Source organism: Streptomyces sp. NPDC045846 (assembly GCF_056431605.1).
Map to the genome: position 1 here is coordinate 1 of NZ_JBWKKJ010000017.1, position 17214 is coordinate 17214.

The 17214-nt window shown below is 71.4% G+C and carries 16 protein-coding genes and 1 rRNA gene; 14 read left to right on the forward strand and 3 right to left on the reverse strand.

Annotated elements, in window-relative coordinates; genetic code table 11:
- The 9 genes from rrf to AC07F3_RS35180 form a co-directional block, all read left to right on the forward strand.
- Positions 1 to 66: ribosomal RNA gene (rrf, locus tag AC07F3_RS35140) — 5S ribosomal RNA — on the forward strand; the annotation flags it as partial.
- 74 nt (positions 67 to 140) lie between these two features.
- Complete coding sequence (locus AC07F3_RS35145; protein ID WP_479118727.1) at positions 141 to 785, forward strand: HAD family hydrolase; 645 nt, start codon at positions 141 to 143, stop codon at positions 783 to 785.
- A 43-nt stretch (positions 786 to 828) separates the two neighbouring features.
- On the forward strand, positions 829 to 2031 hold the full coding sequence (locus tag AC07F3_RS35150) for an MFS transporter (protein ID WP_479118729.1): 1203 nt from the start codon (positions 829 to 831) through the stop codon (positions 2029 to 2031).
- Positions 2000 to 3175 carry an acetoin utilization protein AcuC gene (locus AC07F3_RS35155; RefSeq protein WP_479118731.1) on the forward strand — a complete coding sequence of 392 codons (1176 nt, stop codon included), beginning with the start codon at positions 2000 to 2002 and terminating at the stop codon, positions 3173 to 3175. Before AC07F3_RS35150 ends, AC07F3_RS35155 begins: the two co-directional genes overlap by 32 nt.
- A gap of 671 nt (positions 3176 to 3846) precedes the next feature.
- On the forward strand, positions 3847 to 4662 hold the full coding sequence (locus tag AC07F3_RS35160; RefSeq protein ID WP_479118732.1) for a phosphatase: 816 nt from the start codon (positions 3847 to 3849) through the stop codon (positions 4660 to 4662).
- 128 nt (positions 4663 to 4790) lie between these two features.
- Positions 4791 to 5003, forward strand: coding sequence for a helix-turn-helix domain-containing protein (locus AC07F3_RS35165; protein ID WP_159030439.1), 213 nt, complete (start codon positions 4791 to 4793; stop codon positions 5001 to 5003).
- A gap of 120 nt (positions 5004 to 5123) precedes the next feature.
- Positions 5124 to 5222: a 30S ribosomal protein bS22 gene (locus tag AC07F3_RS35170; RefSeq protein WP_003948845.1), complete on the forward strand. Its 99-nt coding sequence runs from the start codon at positions 5124 to 5126 to the stop codon at positions 5220 to 5222.
- Positions 5223 to 5402: 180 nt separating this feature from the next.
- Complete coding sequence (locus tag AC07F3_RS35175) at positions 5403 to 6485, forward strand: NAD-dependent epimerase/dehydratase family protein (protein ID WP_479118733.1); 1083 nt, start codon at positions 5403 to 5405, stop codon at positions 6483 to 6485.
- A gap of 14 nt (positions 6486 to 6499) precedes the next feature.
- Positions 6500 to 7564: a lysophospholipid acyltransferase family protein gene (locus AC07F3_RS35180; RefSeq protein ID WP_479118734.1), complete on the forward strand. Its 1065-nt coding sequence runs from the start codon at positions 6500 to 6502 to the stop codon at positions 7562 to 7564.
- Between the two features lie 123 nt (positions 7565 to 7687).
- Here the strand turns inward: AC07F3_RS35180 and AC07F3_RS35185 are convergent, their stop codons facing one another.
- The 3 genes from AC07F3_RS35185 to AC07F3_RS35195 all read right to left on the reverse strand — a co-directional run bounded on the left by AC07F3_RS35185 (position 7688) and on the right by AC07F3_RS35195 (position 11285).
- Positions 7688 to 8866 carry a DUF5667 domain-containing protein gene (locus AC07F3_RS35185; protein ID WP_479118735.1) on the reverse strand — a complete coding sequence of 393 codons (1179 nt, stop codon included), beginning with the start codon at positions 8864 to 8866 and terminating at the stop codon, positions 7688 to 7690.
- A 260-nt stretch (positions 8867 to 9126) separates the two neighbouring features.
- Positions 9127 to 9915, reverse strand: coding sequence for an ECF subfamily RNA polymerase sigma factor, BldN family (locus AC07F3_RS35190; protein ID WP_053724590.1), 789 nt, complete (start codon positions 9913 to 9915; stop codon positions 9127 to 9129).
- Between the two features lie 419 nt (positions 9916 to 10334).
- Complete coding sequence (locus tag AC07F3_RS35195) at positions 10335 to 11285, reverse strand: HAD family hydrolase (RefSeq protein WP_479118737.1); 951 nt, start codon at positions 11283 to 11285, stop codon at positions 10335 to 10337.
- A gap of 140 nt (positions 11286 to 11425) precedes the next feature.
- Here AC07F3_RS35195 and AC07F3_RS35200 point away from each other — a divergent pair, with 140 nt between their 5' ends.
- The 5 genes from AC07F3_RS35200 to AC07F3_RS35220 all read left to right on the forward strand — a co-directional run bounded on the left by AC07F3_RS35200 (position 11426) and on the right by AC07F3_RS35220 (position 17005).
- The gene (locus AC07F3_RS35200) at positions 11426 to 11710 is read left to right on the forward strand and encodes a glutaredoxin family protein (protein ID WP_479118739.1); all 285 of its coding nucleotides are present in this window, start codon (positions 11426 to 11428) and stop codon (positions 11708 to 11710) included.
- Positions 11711 to 12034: 324 nt separating this feature from the next.
- The gene (locus tag AC07F3_RS35205; protein ID WP_479118740.1) at positions 12035 to 12808 is read left to right on the forward strand and encodes a redox-sensing transcriptional repressor Rex; all 774 of its coding nucleotides are present in this window, start codon (positions 12035 to 12037) and stop codon (positions 12806 to 12808) included.
- The gene (locus tag AC07F3_RS35210; protein ID WP_479118742.1) at positions 12805 to 14406 is read left to right on the forward strand and encodes a glutamyl-tRNA reductase; all 1602 of its coding nucleotides are present in this window, start codon (positions 12805 to 12807) and stop codon (positions 14404 to 14406) included. Before AC07F3_RS35205 ends, AC07F3_RS35210 begins: the two co-directional genes overlap by 4 nt.
- The gene (gene hemC / locus AC07F3_RS35215; RefSeq protein ID WP_479118743.1) at positions 14403 to 15362 is read left to right on the forward strand and encodes a hydroxymethylbilane synthase; all 960 of its coding nucleotides are present in this window, start codon (positions 14403 to 14405) and stop codon (positions 15360 to 15362) included. The genes AC07F3_RS35210 and hemC overlap by 4 nt, the downstream gene beginning before the upstream one ends.
- Positions 15359 to 17005, forward strand: a complete 1647-nt coding sequence (locus tag AC07F3_RS35220) for a bifunctional uroporphyrinogen-III C-methyltransferase/uroporphyrinogen-III synthase (RefSeq protein WP_479118744.1) — start codon at positions 15359 to 15361, stop codon at positions 17003 to 17005. Before hemC ends, AC07F3_RS35220 begins: the two co-directional genes overlap by 4 nt.
- The last annotated feature ends 209 nt before the right edge of the window (positions 17006 to 17214 follow it).

A 17214-nucleotide genomic window follows, 5' to 3' on the forward strand; every position in this document is an offset into this window, starting at 1 on the left:
GCTAAGCCTTTCAGCGCCGATGGTACTGCAGGGGGGACCCTGTGGGAGAGTAGGACGCCGCCGAACAAATTGTGGGGAAAGCCCCGCACCAGACCTGGATGGGTCACGGTGCGGGGCTTTTCTGCGTTTAAGGTCGAGTCATGCGCTACGACCTCATCATCTTCGACAACGACGGCGTGCTCGTCGACAGCGAGCCCATCTCGAACACCATCCTGTCCGGGTATCTCACCGAACTCGGCCACCCCACCTCGTACGAGGAATCGCTGCGCGACTACATGGGGGCCGCCGTTCACCGCGTACACGATCTGATTCAGGAGCGGACCGGGCGGACGCTGCCGGTGGACTTCGACGAGACGCTGCACGCCCGGGTGTTCGCCGCGTTCGAGCAGGAATTGCAGCCCGTCGCCGGAGTCACCGACGTACTCGGCAAGCTGGTCGCGGACGGGGTGCCGTACTGCGTGGCGTCGTCCGGGACGCACGAGCGGATCAGGGTCGGGCACCGCAGGACCGGGCTCGACGAGTGGTTCGAGGAGGAGTGGGTGTTCTCCGCGGAGGACGTCGGGCGGGGCAAGCCGGCGCCGGACCTGTTCCTGCTCGCGGCCGAGCGGATGGGGTTCGCGCCCGAGCGGTGTGCCGTGATCGAGGACAGTCGGCTCGGGGTGGCCGCCGCGCGGGCCGCGGGGATGGACGTGTACGGGTTCACGGCCATGACGCCCGCGGAGCGGCTGGAGGGCGCCAACGGGTACTTCGACGACATGGGGCAGCTGCTCGGATTGCTCGGGTGATCTCTCTACCCAGGAGTAAGTAACGGCCCTAGGCTCTGCGGCCATGACTGACGCACGCCTGAGACACGGCAGGGCGTCCCTGGCGGTGAGTTTCTTCGCGCAGGGCATGGCCTTCGCCCTCCTGGTGACCCGCATACCCGCGATCCAGGACCGGTACGGCATATCCGACGGCCTGCTGCCCGTCTTCCTCGCGGCCGTGCCGATCCTCGCGGGGGCCGGCAGCGTCTGCACCGAGCAGCTGATCAAGCGGGTCCGGCCGAGCGTGGTGCTGCGGTTCGCCCAGCCGGCCGTGCTCCTGGCGCTGCTCGGGGCCGGGGCGGGCGAGCGGATGTGGCAGGCCGGGCTGGCGCTCGGCGCGTTCGGGCTCGCGGTGGGCGCGCTGGACGCCTCGATGAACATGCTCGGCGTCAGCCTCCAGCGGACGTACGGGCGCAGCATCATGCTCGGCTTCCACGCCTCGTACAGCCTCGGGGGGATCGGGGGTGCCTCGCTCGCCTGGGTGGGGGCGCACTGGCACCTGTCGCTGCTCGTGTCGTACCTGCCGGTGGTGGCCGTGCTGCTGCCGCTGTGTCTGGTGGCGAGCCGGTGGTACGTGGACGGGGACTCGGCCGCGGAGGCGGTGGCGGGTGAGGGCGCGGGGGCCAAGCCCCTGGTGTTCCGGCTGCTGTTGCCGCTGTGCCTGGTGATGAGCTTCGCGTACATCGGGGACTCGACCGTCTCCAACTGGAGCGCCAAGTACCTCCAGGACACGCTGGGCAGTTCCGAGCAGCTGTCGACGGTCCCGTACAACGTCTACATGGTCACCACGCTGCTCGGGCGGGCCGCCGGGGACTTCGGGGTGCGGCGGTTCGGGGCGGTGGCCGTGGTGCGGTTCGGGACGGTGCTCGCGGCGGCCGGGTTCGCCGTGGTGGCGGCCGCGCCCGGGCCCTGGGTGGGGATGGCCGGATTCACGCTGCTCGGGTTCGGGCTGTGCGTGATCGTGCCGCAGACCTTCGCGGCGGCCGGGCGGCTGTTTCCTGGCGCCAGCGACGCGGCGGTCGCGCGGCTCAACATCTTCAACTACGTCGGCTTCCTCGTCGGCTCGCCGCTGGTGGGGGCGATCGGCGACGCGTGGAGCTACCGCGGGGCGATGCTCGTGCCGATGGTCCTGGTGCTGCTGACGCTGGTGTACGCCCGCTCGTTCGGCGCGGAGGCCGCCCGATACGGTGGCGGGCATGAGCGGCCGCGCACTGTTGATGTGGGATGAAGCTGTCACGCGCTACGACTTCGGGTCGAGCCATCCGATGGACCCGGTGCGGCTCGCGCTGACCATGGGTCTGGTGCGGGCGTACGGGCTGGACAAGCAGGTGGACGTGGTGGCCGCGGCGCCCGCCGGGGACTCCACGCTGCGGCTCGTGCACCGCGAGGACTACGTGGACGCGGTGCGGGCGGCCTCGCTGAACCCGGCCGCAGCCGATGCCTCGTACGGGCTGGGCACGATGGACGATCCCGCGTTCCCCGGGATGCACGAGGCCTCCGCGCTGATCGCCGGGCAGTCGGTCGCCGCGGCCGAGGCGGTGTGGGCGGGGGAGGCCGCGCACGCGGTCAACTTCGCGGGCGGGCTGCACCACGCGATGCCGGGCGGGGCGTCCGGGTTCTGCGTCTACAACGATGCCGCCCTCGCGATCGCGCGGCTGCTTGAGCTGGGGGTCGAGCGGGTCGCGTACGTGGATGTGGACGTGCACCACGGGGACGGGGTGCAGGCGGCGTTCTGGGAGGACCCGCGGGTCCTGACGATCTCGCTGCACGAGCATCCCCGGCTGCTGTTCCCCGGCACCGGGTGGCCCGAGGAGACCGGGGCGGACGGGCCCGGCGAGGGCTCCGCGGTCAATCTCGCGCTGCCCGCGGGGACGGGGGACGAGGGGTGGCTGCGGGCGTTCCACGCCGTGGTGCCGGAGCTGATCGCCGATTTCCGGCCGCAGGTGCTCGTCACTCAGCACGGGGCCGACACGCACTTCGAGGATCCGCTGGCCCATCTGGCCGTGTCGCTCGACGCGCAGCGGGCCGTGCAGGCGGCCTGTCACTCGCTGGCGCACGAGTACGTCGAGGGGGCGAAGTGGGTCGCGCTCGGGGGCGGGGGGTATGCGGTGGTCGATGTCGTGCCGCGGTCCTGGACGCATCTGGTGGGGATCGCGGGGCATGCGCCGCTCGATCCCGAGTCGGTGATTCCGGCGTCCTGGCGGGACGAAGTGTATGCGCGTACGCGGCAGTTGGGGCCGGGGCGGATGACGGACGGGCGGACCGTTTCGTGGCGGTCGTGGGACGCGGGGTACGACCCTGCGGATCGGCTCGACCAGGCGGTGCTGGCTACTCGGCGGGCGGCGTTTCCGCTGCGGGGGTTGTTGGCGTAGGGGGAGTTTCCCCACCCCGCCCCTTCCCGAGACCCTCCGGGGGAACCGGCCTCCCCGGGGGCTCCGCCCCCTGCACCCCCGTTCGCGCCTGAACGGCGCTCGTCCTCAAACGCCGGACGGGCTGGGATGCCCACACGGGCACCCCGACAAGTGCAGCCCTGCCAGGGACGCGCGAGTCGCGAGCAGGCTGAAGACGCCGGTGCGGGCCGGAAGCGTGCCGCCAGGGGCGCGGGGAACTGCGCGAGAAACCACGCACGGTCGGCAGTCGAATCCCGGCCGGGTGGGCTGAGGTTGCCGTGCTTGCCGCCGTACATCCCGCCGAGGGCGCGCGAGTTGGGAGCGGGTTGAAGGTGCCGGTGCGGGCCGGAAGCGTGCCGCTAGGGGCGCGGGGAACTGCGCGATCAACCACGCACGGTCCGCAGTCGAACCCCCGCCGGTGGGCTGAAGTTGCCGTGCTGGGCGACCTGCACCCTGCCAGGGGCGCACTGCGCGCGGGCCGCAGCCCAACCCGCCGGGTGGGCCAGGGGCGCGAGAAACCGCGCACGGTCCGCGGCCGAACCCCCGCCGGGCAGGGCGCAGACCGCAGGGAAGGGGGGGGCGGCGTTACGCCAAGTGTGGGGATGGTGGGGGTTATTGGCGCGGGGCGGGGGCGTCTGCGGGAGCATCGTCGGGTGTTGAGCATCGGGGCGCTGCGGGCGCATCTTCTGGCGGCCAGGCTGGCCGGGCCGGTGGCCACCTCGCGGGAGGAGAGCCTGCGCAGCTATCGGCTGTTCGCGGCGCGGGACCCGCGCGTGACGCTGGGGCTCGATCCCGAATGGGGCTGGGGCGAGCGGGACTTGCTGCGGCTGATGGCGGACAAGTGCGGGGTGAGCGACGACCCCGGGCACGTCAGCGGGCCCGATGTCATCGACCCGGAACGGACGTTGGCGGGGCTCGACGCCTTCGCGGCGCGGCTCGGCGAGGTGGCGTCGAGGCGGGGCGCGGTGCTGCTCGGGACCGGTCATCCGCACCGTCTGCTCGGCTTCTACGCCGCCCTGGCGGACGCTTTGTCGGCGGCGGGATGCCCTGTTCTCACCCCCGCGCAGGGTAGCTCTGTCGACATAACGACCCGGTTCGGGGTACGTACGTACAACCTTGACTACGTACGGGGAGTCGCGTTGGTGCGGGAACCCGGCGCGCGGGGAGCCGGGAGCGAAACCGGCGCGCACTCCCATTCGCCGCTCCCGGTTCGGGTCGCTCTGGGGGCCTCGGCGGGGGGTTCCGGCCGGGTTCCCGATCTGGTGATCGGAGATCACGGATGGGTCTGCGGGGCAGGTCAGCTGGGTATCGAGGCGGTCGGTCTCGCCGATACGGACGACCCCGCGCTGTTCGTCGGCGAGGCCGAGGGGCGGGTGGCCGTGGCCGTTCCGCTTGATGACGCTGTGCGGTCTGATTACTACCGGCCGCTTACTCGCTATGTACTCAATCGAGCGTGTCTGTCACGGTAGGCGGCCGATGGCAGCTCCTCTTCCCCACTCGCACCACCCGCCCCTAGTCTGGGGAGTGAGCGCACAGCGACGTTGAGTCACCGGAGGGGAAGCCGGTGCGCGTTGGGTGCGGAAGGTACAGGTGGGTCATGGCTGCTGGGAGTGACAGGCCTCTCAACGAGGTCAAGTTCCTGACCGTGGCGGAAGTCGCCTCGGTGATGCGAGTGTCAAAGATGACCGTGTACCGCTTGGTGCACAGCGGTCATCTGCCGGCGATCCGGGTGGGCAGGTCCTTCCGGGTTCCGGAGCAAGCAGTTCACGAGTATCTCCGCGAGTCCTTTGTGGGGGTGGAGACGGCCTGAGGGAGCTCCCCGCTCCCCTCGGATTACGTCCCTCACTCGGCGGCAGGTAGGCTAGGCCGACGTAGGTCGTGTGGGCCCAGACGCCCCGCACCGAGTGAGAAGAAGTGAGCGAGGGTAGTCGTGGGCTCTGTTATCAAGAAGCGGCGCAAGCGGATGGCCAAGAAGAAGCACCGCAAGCTGCTCAAGCGCACGCGCGTTCAGCGTCGCAACAAGAAGTAAGCGAGCGCTGTTCGTGAGATCGCAGCCCTCCCACCGCATCGTCGGTGGGAGGGCTGTGGCGTACACGGACGCAGTTTCTCGGCCATGCGGGCGCACGTGGTCATCGCCGCGCAACATCCAGCCGCTACGGTGGCGCATAGGGCGTAGGGGCGTACCGAAGGCCGAAGGAAGGCGCTGATCTTGGGGAAGGTCGTGCTCGTCACCGGAGTGGCCCGGCAGCTGGGTGGCCGTCTCGTGCGGCGGATCCAGCGGGATCCCGAGGTCGACCAGGTGATCGGGGTCGATGTGGTCCGGCCGGGGCACCGTCTGGGTGGTGCCGTGTTCGTACAGGCGGACATCCGCCAGCCGGCGATCGCGAAGGTGCTCGCCGAGCACGCGGTGGACACCGTCGTGCACATGGATGTGACCGGCACGCCGCTGAGCTCCGGCGGTGGGCGCACCACGGTCAAGGAAACCAACGTCATCGGCACGATGCAGTTGCTCGGCGCCTGCCAGAAGTCGCCGACGGTGAAGCGGCTCGTCGTGAAGTCGAGTACGAGCGTGTACGGGTCCGCGCCGCGCGATCCGGCGGTGTTCACCGAGACGACCCCGCCGAAGTCGCTGCCCAGCGGTGGCTTCGCGAAGGACGCCGTCGAGGTCGAGGGGTATGTGCGCGGCTTCGCCCGGCGGCGGCCCGATGTCGCGGTGTGCGTGCTGCGCTTCGCGAACATCCTGGGGCCGAGCGCCGACTCGCCGCTCGCCGAGTACTTCTCGCTGCCGGTGCTGCCGACGGTGTTCGGCTACGACCCGCGGCTCCAGTTCGTCCACGAGGACGACGTGATCGACGTGCTGCGGATCGCGTCGGGCGAGCCCCGGCGCGGGACACTCAACAGCGGGACCTTCAACGTCGCGGGGGAGGGCGTGCTGCTCCTGTCGCAGTGTTCGCGGCGGCTGGGCAGGCCCACGGTGCCGTTCCTGCTGCCCGCCGTCCGCTGGGTCGGCAGCGCGCTCAGGACGGTCGGGGTGACCGACTTCTCGCCGGAGCAGATTCGTTTGCTCACGCACGGCCGGGTGGTCAGCACGGCCCAGATGCGCGAGACGCTGGGCTACGAGCCCCAGTACACGACCGCCGAGGCCTTCACGGACTTCGCCCGCAGCAGGGGGCCGGGGCTGCTGCCGCCCGACACGCTGGCCAGGGCCGTGGACCGGGTGGCGGGTCTGCCGTTCGCACCCTTCCCGGGCGGGGTACCCGCCACGGTCACCACCCCTTCGAACGCGGAATGAGGAGCGCACCAACGATGGCGGACGCCAAGGTCATCCCGTTCGACGACGACCGCTCGCGCCAGAGCGCGCAGCGCACCGGCCGCAGGCGCCCCGTCCCGGGCCGCCGCAAGGCCGAGCCGGGGCCGGGGCCGCTCGCCCCCCTTGCCCCCCAGGTCAGCCCCCTGCCCCGGGCGCAGGAGCCCGTGGAGCAGCCCTCCGAGGCCCGTACGCCGGTCCCGGCCGACGCGCGGGAGCAGCGCGGCGGCTGGGACCGGCGCATCGCGGGCGGCCTGTCGTTCCTGCGGCGGCGGATCACCGGCGAGTACGACGTCGACGAGTTCGGCTACGACAAGGAGCTGACCGACCAGGTCCTGATGTCGATCCTGCGGCCGTTCTACGAGAAGTACTTCCGGGTCGAGGTGAAGGGCGTCGAGAACATCCCGGCCGAGGGCGGGGCGCTGGTCGTCGCCAACCACTCCGGGACGCTGCCGCTGGACGGGCTGATGATGCAGGTGGCCGTCCACGACCACCACCCGGCCGGGCGCCATCTGCGGCTGCTCGCGGCCGACCTGGTGTTCATGCTGCCGGTCGTCAACGAGCTCGCCCGCAAGGCCGGGCACACCCTGGCCTGCTCGGAGGACGCCCAGGCGCTCCTGGAGCGCGGTGAGGTCGTGGGGGTGATGCCCGAGGGGTTCAAGGGCATCGGCAAGCCGTTCGGCGAGCGGTACAAGTTGCAGCGCTTCGGACGGGGCGGTTTCGTGTCGACCGCGCTGAAGGCCGGCACGCCCATCGTGCCGTGCTCGATCGTGGGCGCCGAGGAGATCTACCCGATGATCGGGAACGCCAAGACGCTGGCCCGGCTGCTCGGGTTCCCGTACTTCCCGATCACGCCGACGTTCCCCTGGCTGGGGCCCGCGGGCCTGGTGCCGCTGCCGACGAAGTGGACGATCCAGTTCGGCGAGCCGATCCCGACCGACGGCTATCCGCCGGAGGCGGCCGAGGACCCGATGCTGATGTTCAACCTGACGGACCAGGTGCGGGAGCAGATCCAGCACACGCTGTACAAGCTGCTCGTGCAGCGGCGGTCCGTGTTCTTCTGAGTTCTTCTGAAGTCTCCGGGTTTGTCCGCCGCGCGTTCTTCCGGGTTCCTGTGAGGTTCCCGTGCACGACGACTGGAGGGGCCGGGAAATCCCGGCCCCTCCAGTGCGTTGGTAGGCGAACCCCTACTCCGCCTTGTCGGCGTCGATGCCCAGGCCCGGCAGGAGGCCCGGCAGGAGCGGGGGCAGGGTGACGTTCGGGACCGGGGGCTTGTTCGGGGACTTGCCGGTGGGGGCGGGGGCGGTGCCGCCCTTGCCCGGCTCGAACAGGCCGCCGGTGTTGCCGCCGAGCAGGCCCTCGCCGGACGGGGAGCCCGAGGGCTGCGGCTTTCCGCCGGTGCTCGGGGCGGTGTGGCCCGAGGACGTGGACGAGGACGGTGTGGAGGGGTGGGTGGCGCCCGAGGAGCCGCCGGGGTGCGAGGGGCTCTGCCTGCTGTGCGTGGTGGACGACGCCTTCGGCAGCAGTGACTGCAGCGGCTCGACCTCTTGGTCTATGGCGGCGAAGACCGAGCTCACCTTGTCGCCGACGTCGGTCAGCTGGGCGGGGAGCTTGCCGCGGAGCTTGCTCCAGCTCGCGCGGTGCGCCTGGGCGAAGGAGTTCAGGGCGGCGATGGGGCCGAGCGAGCCGTCCCTGGCGTAGGCCTGGTGCAGCAGACGGTGGCCTTCGGAGGCGTCGTGCTCCATGCCGTTGAGGGCGCGCCGGACCTCGCCGAGCTGTTCGTGGTCGAGGTCGCCCGCGCGGCCCCGCTCCATGAGGCGTCTCGCCTCGGAGAGCCGGGTCGAGGCCTGGTCGAGGTAGAGCTCGCCCCGGCTCGCGTCGTCGTCGGCCATGCCGAGCTTGAGGTCCTCCATGCCGCGTTTCAGCCCGTACAGGGAATCACCGGGAAGGGCGTCGGAACTGGCAGCGGCCACGCCGCTGAACGCGCCCGCGGCCACACCGATGCTGAGTCCGCCCGCCGCAATGCCCTTGGACCAGCGGGAGCGGGGTCGCAATTTCCGGAGCGAGGTCGCCCGGTGGGCGCCGCGGCCGGTCCGCTGCTCGGGCACCTGAGGGTCGACGGCACCGCCGCCGGCGAACATCCGCTCCATCTCGGCCATGAGCAGCGCCCGCTGCTCGACCTTGACCTGCGGATCCATCTCCGGCTTCGGCAGTTCGCCGAGCCCACCCGCCAGAGTCAACAGCCCGCCGGTTTCGGCCGGTTCGGCCGGGCCGGTCTCGGGTGTCTCCTGGTCGGCCGCCGAGGCTTCTTCCAGGGCCTGGGCGAAGGCGTTCGCCCGCCGGTGCGCCGATACGTTCGCGATCACTGGCGGCACCTCCTCTCGTCATCACGGTCGACTCCCCAAGGGGCCTGGAAGGTTGCACGCCTTGAGCACATCCACACGATCGAGTGAGCGGCCGTGGACATGGCGTGACCACAGGGAGCCTTCATCCCGCACAACGACGGACTCGGCACTTGGGTTACGGACGAAGGATGATCGGACCACAGCGTCATCGGGGGCTCACGGATGGTGAGTTGGACCCGCTCTCGGCGGGTCGGCGGGGGCCGTCCGGAGGGGCCGGGCGGTCAGCGGGCGTCGTCCGGGAGGAGCCGGGCGAGGGTGCGTACGGCGCGGTACTGGAGGGTCTTGATCGCGCCCTCGTTCTTGCCCATGACACGGGCGGTCTCGGCGACCGAGAGGCCCTGGAGGAAGCGCAGGGTGACGCACTCCTGCTGCTGCGGGTTGAGCTTGCGCACGGCTTCGAGCAGGGCGGCGTTGGAGAGCGACTCCAGGACGGAGTCCTCGGGGGAGCGCTCGACCTCGTTGGCGTCGAGCATTTCGCCGGTGGTCACTTCGAGCCGGAATCGGCTCGACTTGAAGTGGTCGGCGACCAGGTTGCGCGCGATCGTGACCAGCCAGGCGCCGAAGTCGCGGCCCTGCCAGGTGAAGGTGGAGATCCGGCGCAGGGCGCGCAGGAACGTCTCGCTGGTGAGGTCCTCGGCCGTCGCCTTGCCGCCGACGCGGTAGTAGATGTAGCGGTAGACGGTGTCGCTGTACTGGTCGTAGAGCCGGCCGAAGGCGTCGGCCTCGCCGGCCTGGGCGCGCTCGACGAGGTCCATCATGCGGGCGCTGTCGCTGTCGGCGGTGGGCCGGCGGGCGGTGGGCGTCGCGGACGTGCCCGTGCTGCGGCCGCCGCTCCGTCTACCGACTGCGGCACCGCCGTCGGCCAGGGCATAGCAGGGCCCGACAGGTGTTGCGGTGGCGAAGGCAGGGGCGCCGGCGTACGCGGTGGGGACGAAGACGCGCAGGCGGTCGACGACCGCCCCGCGCAGCGTAGCCAGGCCCGAGGCGTCAACCCCGACGTGTGGGTACACGGGACTCCCAGAGGCAGAGCTTCCATCACGTGCAGTGCGGAACCGTTCACCCATCGTGGCGATGTACGGGTTCCGGATTGCGTCTGAGGAGAATAACGCTTCGTGCAGGGAGCGCTACACCCAGTTGCTCAAATCGTCGATTCCGTCGCTTCTGTTACGTCTCCGGAGCGGTTCAAGTCGCACAACGTGAGCAAAACTTGATCGATTTGCTTCCGGATCTGTCCGCGCCGGGGATCTGTTGTGCCCGGGTGTGGGCAACGGGGCTGGCGGGCCAAGGGGGATGGGGCGAAACCCCCACAATCGAATATTCCGGCGGCCGGCGACCGGTGCTGACGGCCCGTGGCTGCGGAGGGTGGCGTCCGGGGTCGCCGAGCGCGCGGTCGGCCACCTGGCCGACCGCGGCTGAGGAAGGGGAGCGGTTACCGGCGGCGACGGTGCAGCGCGACCGCGGCGGCCGTGCCGCCCGCCAGCGCGCCGACGCCGGCCGCGGCCGGGATGCCGACCTTCGCGGCCTTGCGCCCCGTGCGGTAGTCGCGCAGCCGCCATTCGCGCTCGCGGGCGTGCTTGCGGAGCTTGGCGTCGGGGTTGATCGCGTAGGGGTGGCCGACGAGCGAGAGCATCGGGATGTCGTTGTGCGAATCGCTGTACGCGGCGCAGCGGGTCAGGTCGAGCCCCTCGGCCGCGGCCAGCGCCCGGACGGCCTCGGCCTTGGCGGGCCCGTGCAGGGGCTCGCCCACCAGGCGTCCCGTGTAGACGCCGTCCACGGACTCGGCGACCGTGCCGAGCGCGCCGGTCAGGCCGAGGCGGCGGGCGATGATCGTGGCGGTCTCGACCGGTGCGGCCGTCACCAGCCAGACCTTCTGGCCCGCGTCGAGGTGGGCCTGGGCGAGCGCGCGGGTGCCGGGCCAGATGCGGTCGGCCATGTACTCGTCGTAGATCTCCTCGCCGATGGACATCAGCTCGGAGACGCGGTGGCCCTTGACGATGGACAGCGCGCTGTCGCGGGCGTCCTGCATGTGCTCGGGGTCCTCGACCCCGGCGAGCCGGAACCAGGCCTGCTGCCAGGCGAACCGCGCGAGCTCGCGGCGCTGGAAGAACTTCCGCTTGTACAGGCCCCGGCCGAAGTGGAAGAGGGCGGCGCCCTGCATCACGGTGTTGTCGAGGTCGAAGAAGGCGGCGGCGAGATCGTCCCCGACGACGGGGAACTCGGGCTCCGACGGAGTCTCGTCGGTCATGGCCTGCGCCAGTTCCGCCAGCGCTGCCAGTTCCTGCGAGGACTTGCGGGCTGCCTCGGCTGCGGCCTCGCCGGCCAGCACGCTGCGTGCTGTCGCCGAGCGCCTACGAGGGGTGAGCCATCCCAGTGCGGCCATGTCGTGAGCATAGCCAGTCTGTTCGGAACTTCCCGACTCGCCGGGATGCGATGGCGTGAACTCTCCGAGACCGCCGCGTTAAACGGACGATCCGGGCGTATGGGTCCGCCCGGTGCGCCGGGGGTTGGAGAATGGAAGGCATGAGTCCCTTGCTGCGACGTACGAGGAAGCCGGGCGGGAACCCTGCCGACCGGGTGGTCACGCTGATCGGGAAGCCCGGTTGTCATCTGTGCGACGACGCCCAGGAGGTGATCGAGGCCGTGTGTGCCGAGACGGGTGCGTCCTGGGAGAAGAAGGACATCACCCAGGACGAGGCCCTGTACAAGGAGTACTGGGAGCAGATTCCGGTCGTGCTCGTCGACGGCGAGCAGCACACCTTCTGGCGCGTGGACCCCGTACGCCTCAGAGGCGCGCTGGTCGGCTGATCCCGGGCACGTCCGAGCCGTGGGCGGTTGAACAGCCGAATGAGGGCGATCGCGATAGTTGCGGTTACCATCATGGTCGTTTTGCTGTGGTCGGGGGTATCGCTGTGAGGAGTGTGTGCGGCTTTGCCCCCTTCGGGTCCTGAACGGACTGAACCCGTTCGTGGTTCCGCGATCCGCTCCTCGGGTCGCGTGAGCCCGGTCACTTTGCTCGGACAAAGCGGACACCATCTTTGTGCACGCGTTCACAAAGACATAGCCTGCATCCGACGGGGCGGCCCTGGGACATGTGGCCGCCTGCAGCCCCGCTCATCCCGCAGGAGCACCGTGGCAACTGGCCGAACTCACCGACCGGCGACCCGAAGCCGAGGAATCCCCGAGGCCACCGTCGCCAGGCTTCCGCTGTATCTGCGTGCGCTCACCGGACTCTCGGAGCGCTCCGTGCCGACGGTCTCCTCGGAGGAACTCGCGGCCGCCGCGGGGGTCAACTCCGCGAAGCTGCGCAAGGACTTCTCGTACCTGGGCTCGTACGGCACCCGCGGTGTGGGGTACGACGTCGAGTATCTCGTCTACCAGATCTCCCGGGAACTGGGCCTGACCCAGGACTGGCCGGTTGTCATCGTCGGTATCGGCAACCTCGGCGCCGCGCTCGCCAACTACGGCGGCTTCGCCTCCCGCGGCTTCCGGGTCGCGGCCCTGATAGACGCCGACCCCGCGATGGCCGGGAAGCCGGTGGCCGGGATGCCGGTGCAGCACACCGACGACCTGGAGAAGATCATCAGCGAGAACGGGGTCTCGATCGGGGTCATCGCGACCCCGGCGGGCGCCGCTCAGCAGGTCTGCGACCGCCTCGTCGCGGCCGGGGTGACCTCCATTCTCAACTTCGCGCCGACGGTCCTTTCGGTGCCCGACGGCGTCGACGTGCGCAAGGTCGACCTCTCCATCGAGCTCCAGATCCTCGCCTTCCACGAGCAGCGCAAGGCCGGCGAGGAAGCAGCCGTCGCCGAGGCCGCCGCGGCCGTCGTGCCGCCGGTGCGGGGCGCCGTGACCAATGGCCGGAAGGGACCGGACGGGGACATGCCCGCCGTGATGCCGGCATGAGTCTCCTGGTCGTCGGCCTGAGCCACCGCAGTGCCCCCGTCAGCGTCCTGGAGCGGGCCTCCCTCTCCGCGGACGCGCAGGTCAAGCTGCTCCACGACACCCTCGCCGCCGAGCCCGCCGCCGAGGCCGCGGTGCTCGCCACCTGCAACCGCATCGAGCTGTACGCGGACGTGGACAAGTTCCACGCGGGTGTCGCCGAGCTCTCCACGCTGCTCGCCCAGCACAGCGGCGTCGGCCTCGAGGAGCTCACCCCCTATCTGTACGTGCACTACGAGGACCGGGCCGTCCACCACCTCTTCTCGGTGGCCTGCGGGCTCGACTCGATGGTGGTGGGCGAGGGCCAGATCCTCGGGCAGATCAAGGACACCCTCGCGCTCGGGCAGGAACTGCACACCGCCGGGCGGCTGCTGAACGACCTGTTCCAGCAGGCGCTGCGGGTCGGCAAGCGCGCCCACAGCGAGACCGGCATCGACCGGGCCGGGCAGTCGCTCGTCACCTTCGGGCTGGAACAGCTCGCCGCCGGGGTCGAGGTCGAGAGCTGGGCCAAGGGCAAGCGGGCGCTGGTCATCGGCGCGGGCTCCATGTCCTCGCTCGCGGCCGCGACGCTGGCGCGGACCGGCGTCGACGAGATCGTGGTGGCCAACCGCACGCACGCCCGCGCCGAGCGGCTCGTCGAGATCCTCGGTGAGACCGGCACGGCCGCGCGCGCCGTCGCGATGGCCGATGTCGCACGGGAACTGACACGAGTCGACATCGCGGTGTCCTGCACCGGCGCGACGGGCCTGGTGCTGACCGGCGAGGCCGTGGCCGCCGCGGTCGGCGAGGAGCTGAAGGCGGCCGAGCCCGCCGCGTCGTCCTCCGCCGCGTCCGCCGCGGGCTGTCCCGTCGACTTCTCCGGTACGGCGGCCGCGGGTGCCGCGGTGGCGGGGTTCGGGGTGGTGGACGAGGCGCTCAGGGCCGACGGCGCGGCCGCCGCGACCCCGGGTGCCGACGCCGACTCCCTTGAGCTGCACGGCAGTTGGGCCGAGAACACCCAGCGGCGCATCTCCCGTGCCCGCCGCGACATTCCCGTACCGGCCGGGCCCGTGAAGCTGGCGCTGCTCGACCTCGCCATGCCGCGGGACATCGACGCCGCCGTGCACCGCGTCCCCGGGGTGCGGCTCGTCGACATCGAGTCGCTCGCCGAGGCGTCCGCCGACGCGCCCATGGCCGCCGATGTGGACCAGGTGCGCTCGATCGTCTCCGACGAGGTGGCCGCGTTCGGCGCCGCCCAGCGGGCCGCACACATCACGCCCACCGTGGTCGCGCTGCGCGCCATGGCCGCCGAGGTCGTGGCCGGCGAGATCGCCCGCCTGGAGGGCCGGCTTCCGGGGCTGGACGACAAGCAGCGCTCCGAGGTCACCCAGACCGTGCGCCGCGTCGTCGACAAGCTTCTGCACGCGCCGACCGTGCGGATCAAGCAGCTCGCCGCCGAACCCGGCGGCGCCGGGTACGCCGACGCGCTGCGGACTCTCTTCGACCTCGACCCGGAGACGGTGGCCGCCGTCTCCCGGGCCGATCTGAACGACGCCGATGTCAAGAACCGAGGGCGGTCATGACCGAGAAAGCACTGAGACTCGGGACCAGGCGCAGCAAGCTCGCCATGGCCCAGTCCGGCCATGTGGCCGACGCCGTACGGCAGTTGACCGGGCGCCCCGTCGAACTGGTGGAGATCACCACGTACGGCGACACCTCCCGCGAGCACCTCGCCCAGATCGGCGGCACCGGTGTGTTCGTCGTCGCGCTGCGCGACGCGCTGCTGCGCGGCGAGGTCGACTTCGCGGTGCACTCCCTCAAGGACCTGCCCACCGCCCAGCACCCCGACCTGGTGCTCGCCGCGGTGCCGGTGCGCGAGGACCCGCGCGACGTGCTGGTCGCGCGCGACGGGCTGACCTTCGCCGAACTCCCGGACGGCGCCCGGGTGGGCACCGGTTCGCCGCGGCGGATGGCGCAGCTCAACGCGTACGCCCGCAGCCACGGCCGCACCATCGAGACCGTGCCGATCCGCGGCAACATCGACACGCGGGTCGGATACGTCGCGAAGGGCGAGCTCGACGCGGTGGTCCTGGCCGCCGCCGGGCTCAACCGCATCGGACGCAGCGACGTCGTGACCGACTTCCTGTCGGTCGACACCGTTTTGCCCGCCCCCGGCCAGGGGGCCCTGGCGATCGAGTGCACGGCGGCCGACGCCGACCTCGCCGCCGCGCTCGCCGAGCTCGACGACCCGTTCACCCGGGCCGCCGTGACCGCCGAGCGGTCCCTGCTCGCCGCCCTGGAGGCCGGCTGCAGCGCACCTGTGGGTGCGCTGGCCGACCTGCTGGCCGACGGGCAGGTTGTTCATGAGATGCGCCTGCGCGGAGTTGTCGGTACCACCGACGGTTCCTCGCTGGTGCAGCTGTCCACCACCGGTCCCGTACCCACGTCGCACGACGAAGCGATGGCCCTCGGACGCGAACTCGCGGACGAGATGCTCGCCAAGGGTGCGGCCGGTCTTATGGGGGAGCGAGCACTTTGAGCCCCACCACCCACCCCACCGCAGCCGGAAACGTCACCTTCCTCGGTGCCGGACCGGGTGACCCCGGACTGCTGACGCTGCGCGCCGTGGAGGCGCTGGCGTCGGCGGACGTCCTGATCGCCGAGCCCGCAGTGCTCGACGTTGTTCGCGCGCACGCGCGGGCAGGTGTGGACACACCTCAGCTGACGGTCATTGACGAGGCGTCAACAACCGCCGGGATCCCTGTGTTGCGGGATGCCGCCAATCTTGTCATGGAGGCCGCGCGCTCCGGCAGGCGGGTCGTCCGTGCCGTCTCCGGCGACCCGGGCCTCGACGGCGACGCCACCGGCGAGATGCTGGCCTGCGCCTCCGAGGGCATCCCCTTCGAGGTGGTGCCGGGCGTGGCCGCCGCGGTCGGCGTGCCCGCTTACGCCGGTGTCCCGCTGAGCGGGTCCAGCGGCGCGGACGTCCGCTTCGTCGACGCCCGCACCGCCTCCGACCGGTGCTGGGCGGAGGTCGGCGCGAGCGACGGGACGGTGGTCGTCTCCACCACCCTGGAGACGGTGGCGGCCGCGGCCGGCGAGCTCGTCACCGCGGGCCGCAAGCCCGACACCCCGATGTCCGTGACGATCGCGGGCACCACCACGCGCCAGCGGACCTGGTCCGCGACGCTCGGCTCGGTCGCCCAGGTGCTCAAGCAGGCGAAGGTGCTGCCCTCGCCGGACGGGCACCAGGCCGTCATAGCCGTGGTCGGCGAGCGCAGTGCCCCTGCTCAGCGCGACCAGCTCTCGTGGTTCGAGTCCAAGCCGCTGTTCGGCTGGCGCGTGCTCGTACCGCGCACCAAGGAGCAGGCCGCCTCGCTCTCCGACCAGCTCAGGTCGTACGGAGCCGTGCCGCACGAGGTGCCGACGATCGCCGTCGAACCGCCGCGCACGCCCCAGCAGATGGAGCGCGCGGTCAAGGGCCTGGTGACGGGCCGCTACGAGTGGATCGCGTTCACCTCGGTCAACGCGGTGAAGGCGGTGCGCGAGAAGTTCGAGGAGTACGGGCTCGACGCGCGGGCCTTCGCCGGTATCAAGGTCGCCGCGGTCGGCGAGCAGACGGCCGCCTCGCTGGTCGAGTTCGGCGTCAAGCCGGACCTGGTGCCCAGCGGCGAGCAGTCCGCCGCCGGTCTCCTGGAGGACTGGCCGCCCTACGACCCGGTCTTCGACCCGATCGACCGCGTCTTCCTGCCGCGTGCCGACATCGCCACCGAGACGCTGGTGGCGGGCCTGATCGAGCTCGGCTGGGAGGTCGACGACGTCACGGCCTACCGGACCGTGCGGGCCTCGCCGCCGCCGGCCGACACCCGCGAGGCGATCAAGGGCGGCGGCTTCGACGCGGTCCTGTTCACCTCCTCCTCCACGGTGCGGAACCTGGTCGGCATCGCGGGCAAGCCGCACAACGTGACCGTGATCGCGTGTATCGGCCCCGCCACGGCCAAGACGGCGGAGGAGCACGGGCTGCGGGTGGACGTCATGGCTCCGGAGCCGTCCGTCCACAAGCTCGCGCAGGCGCTGGCGGACTTCGGGGCGGCTCGTCGTGACGCGGCGGTGTCCGCGGGCGAGCACGTGACCCGGCCGAGCGAGCGCCGCCCCGGCGCGCGGCGCCGCCGCACGACGTAACCCGGGGTGCCCCCGGGGGCCCTGGGCTCCGCCCAGACCCCGGGGGGTCGCCCGTCCTTCGGCCCACGGGCCGTGCCCGCTTCTCGCGCAGTTCCCCGCGCCCCTGAACCCGCTTTCGGCCTGCGGGCCGTGCTCGCTTCTCGCGCAGTTCCCCGCGCCCCTGAACCCGCTTTCGGTCTGCGGGCCGTGCTCGCTTCTCGCGCAGTTCC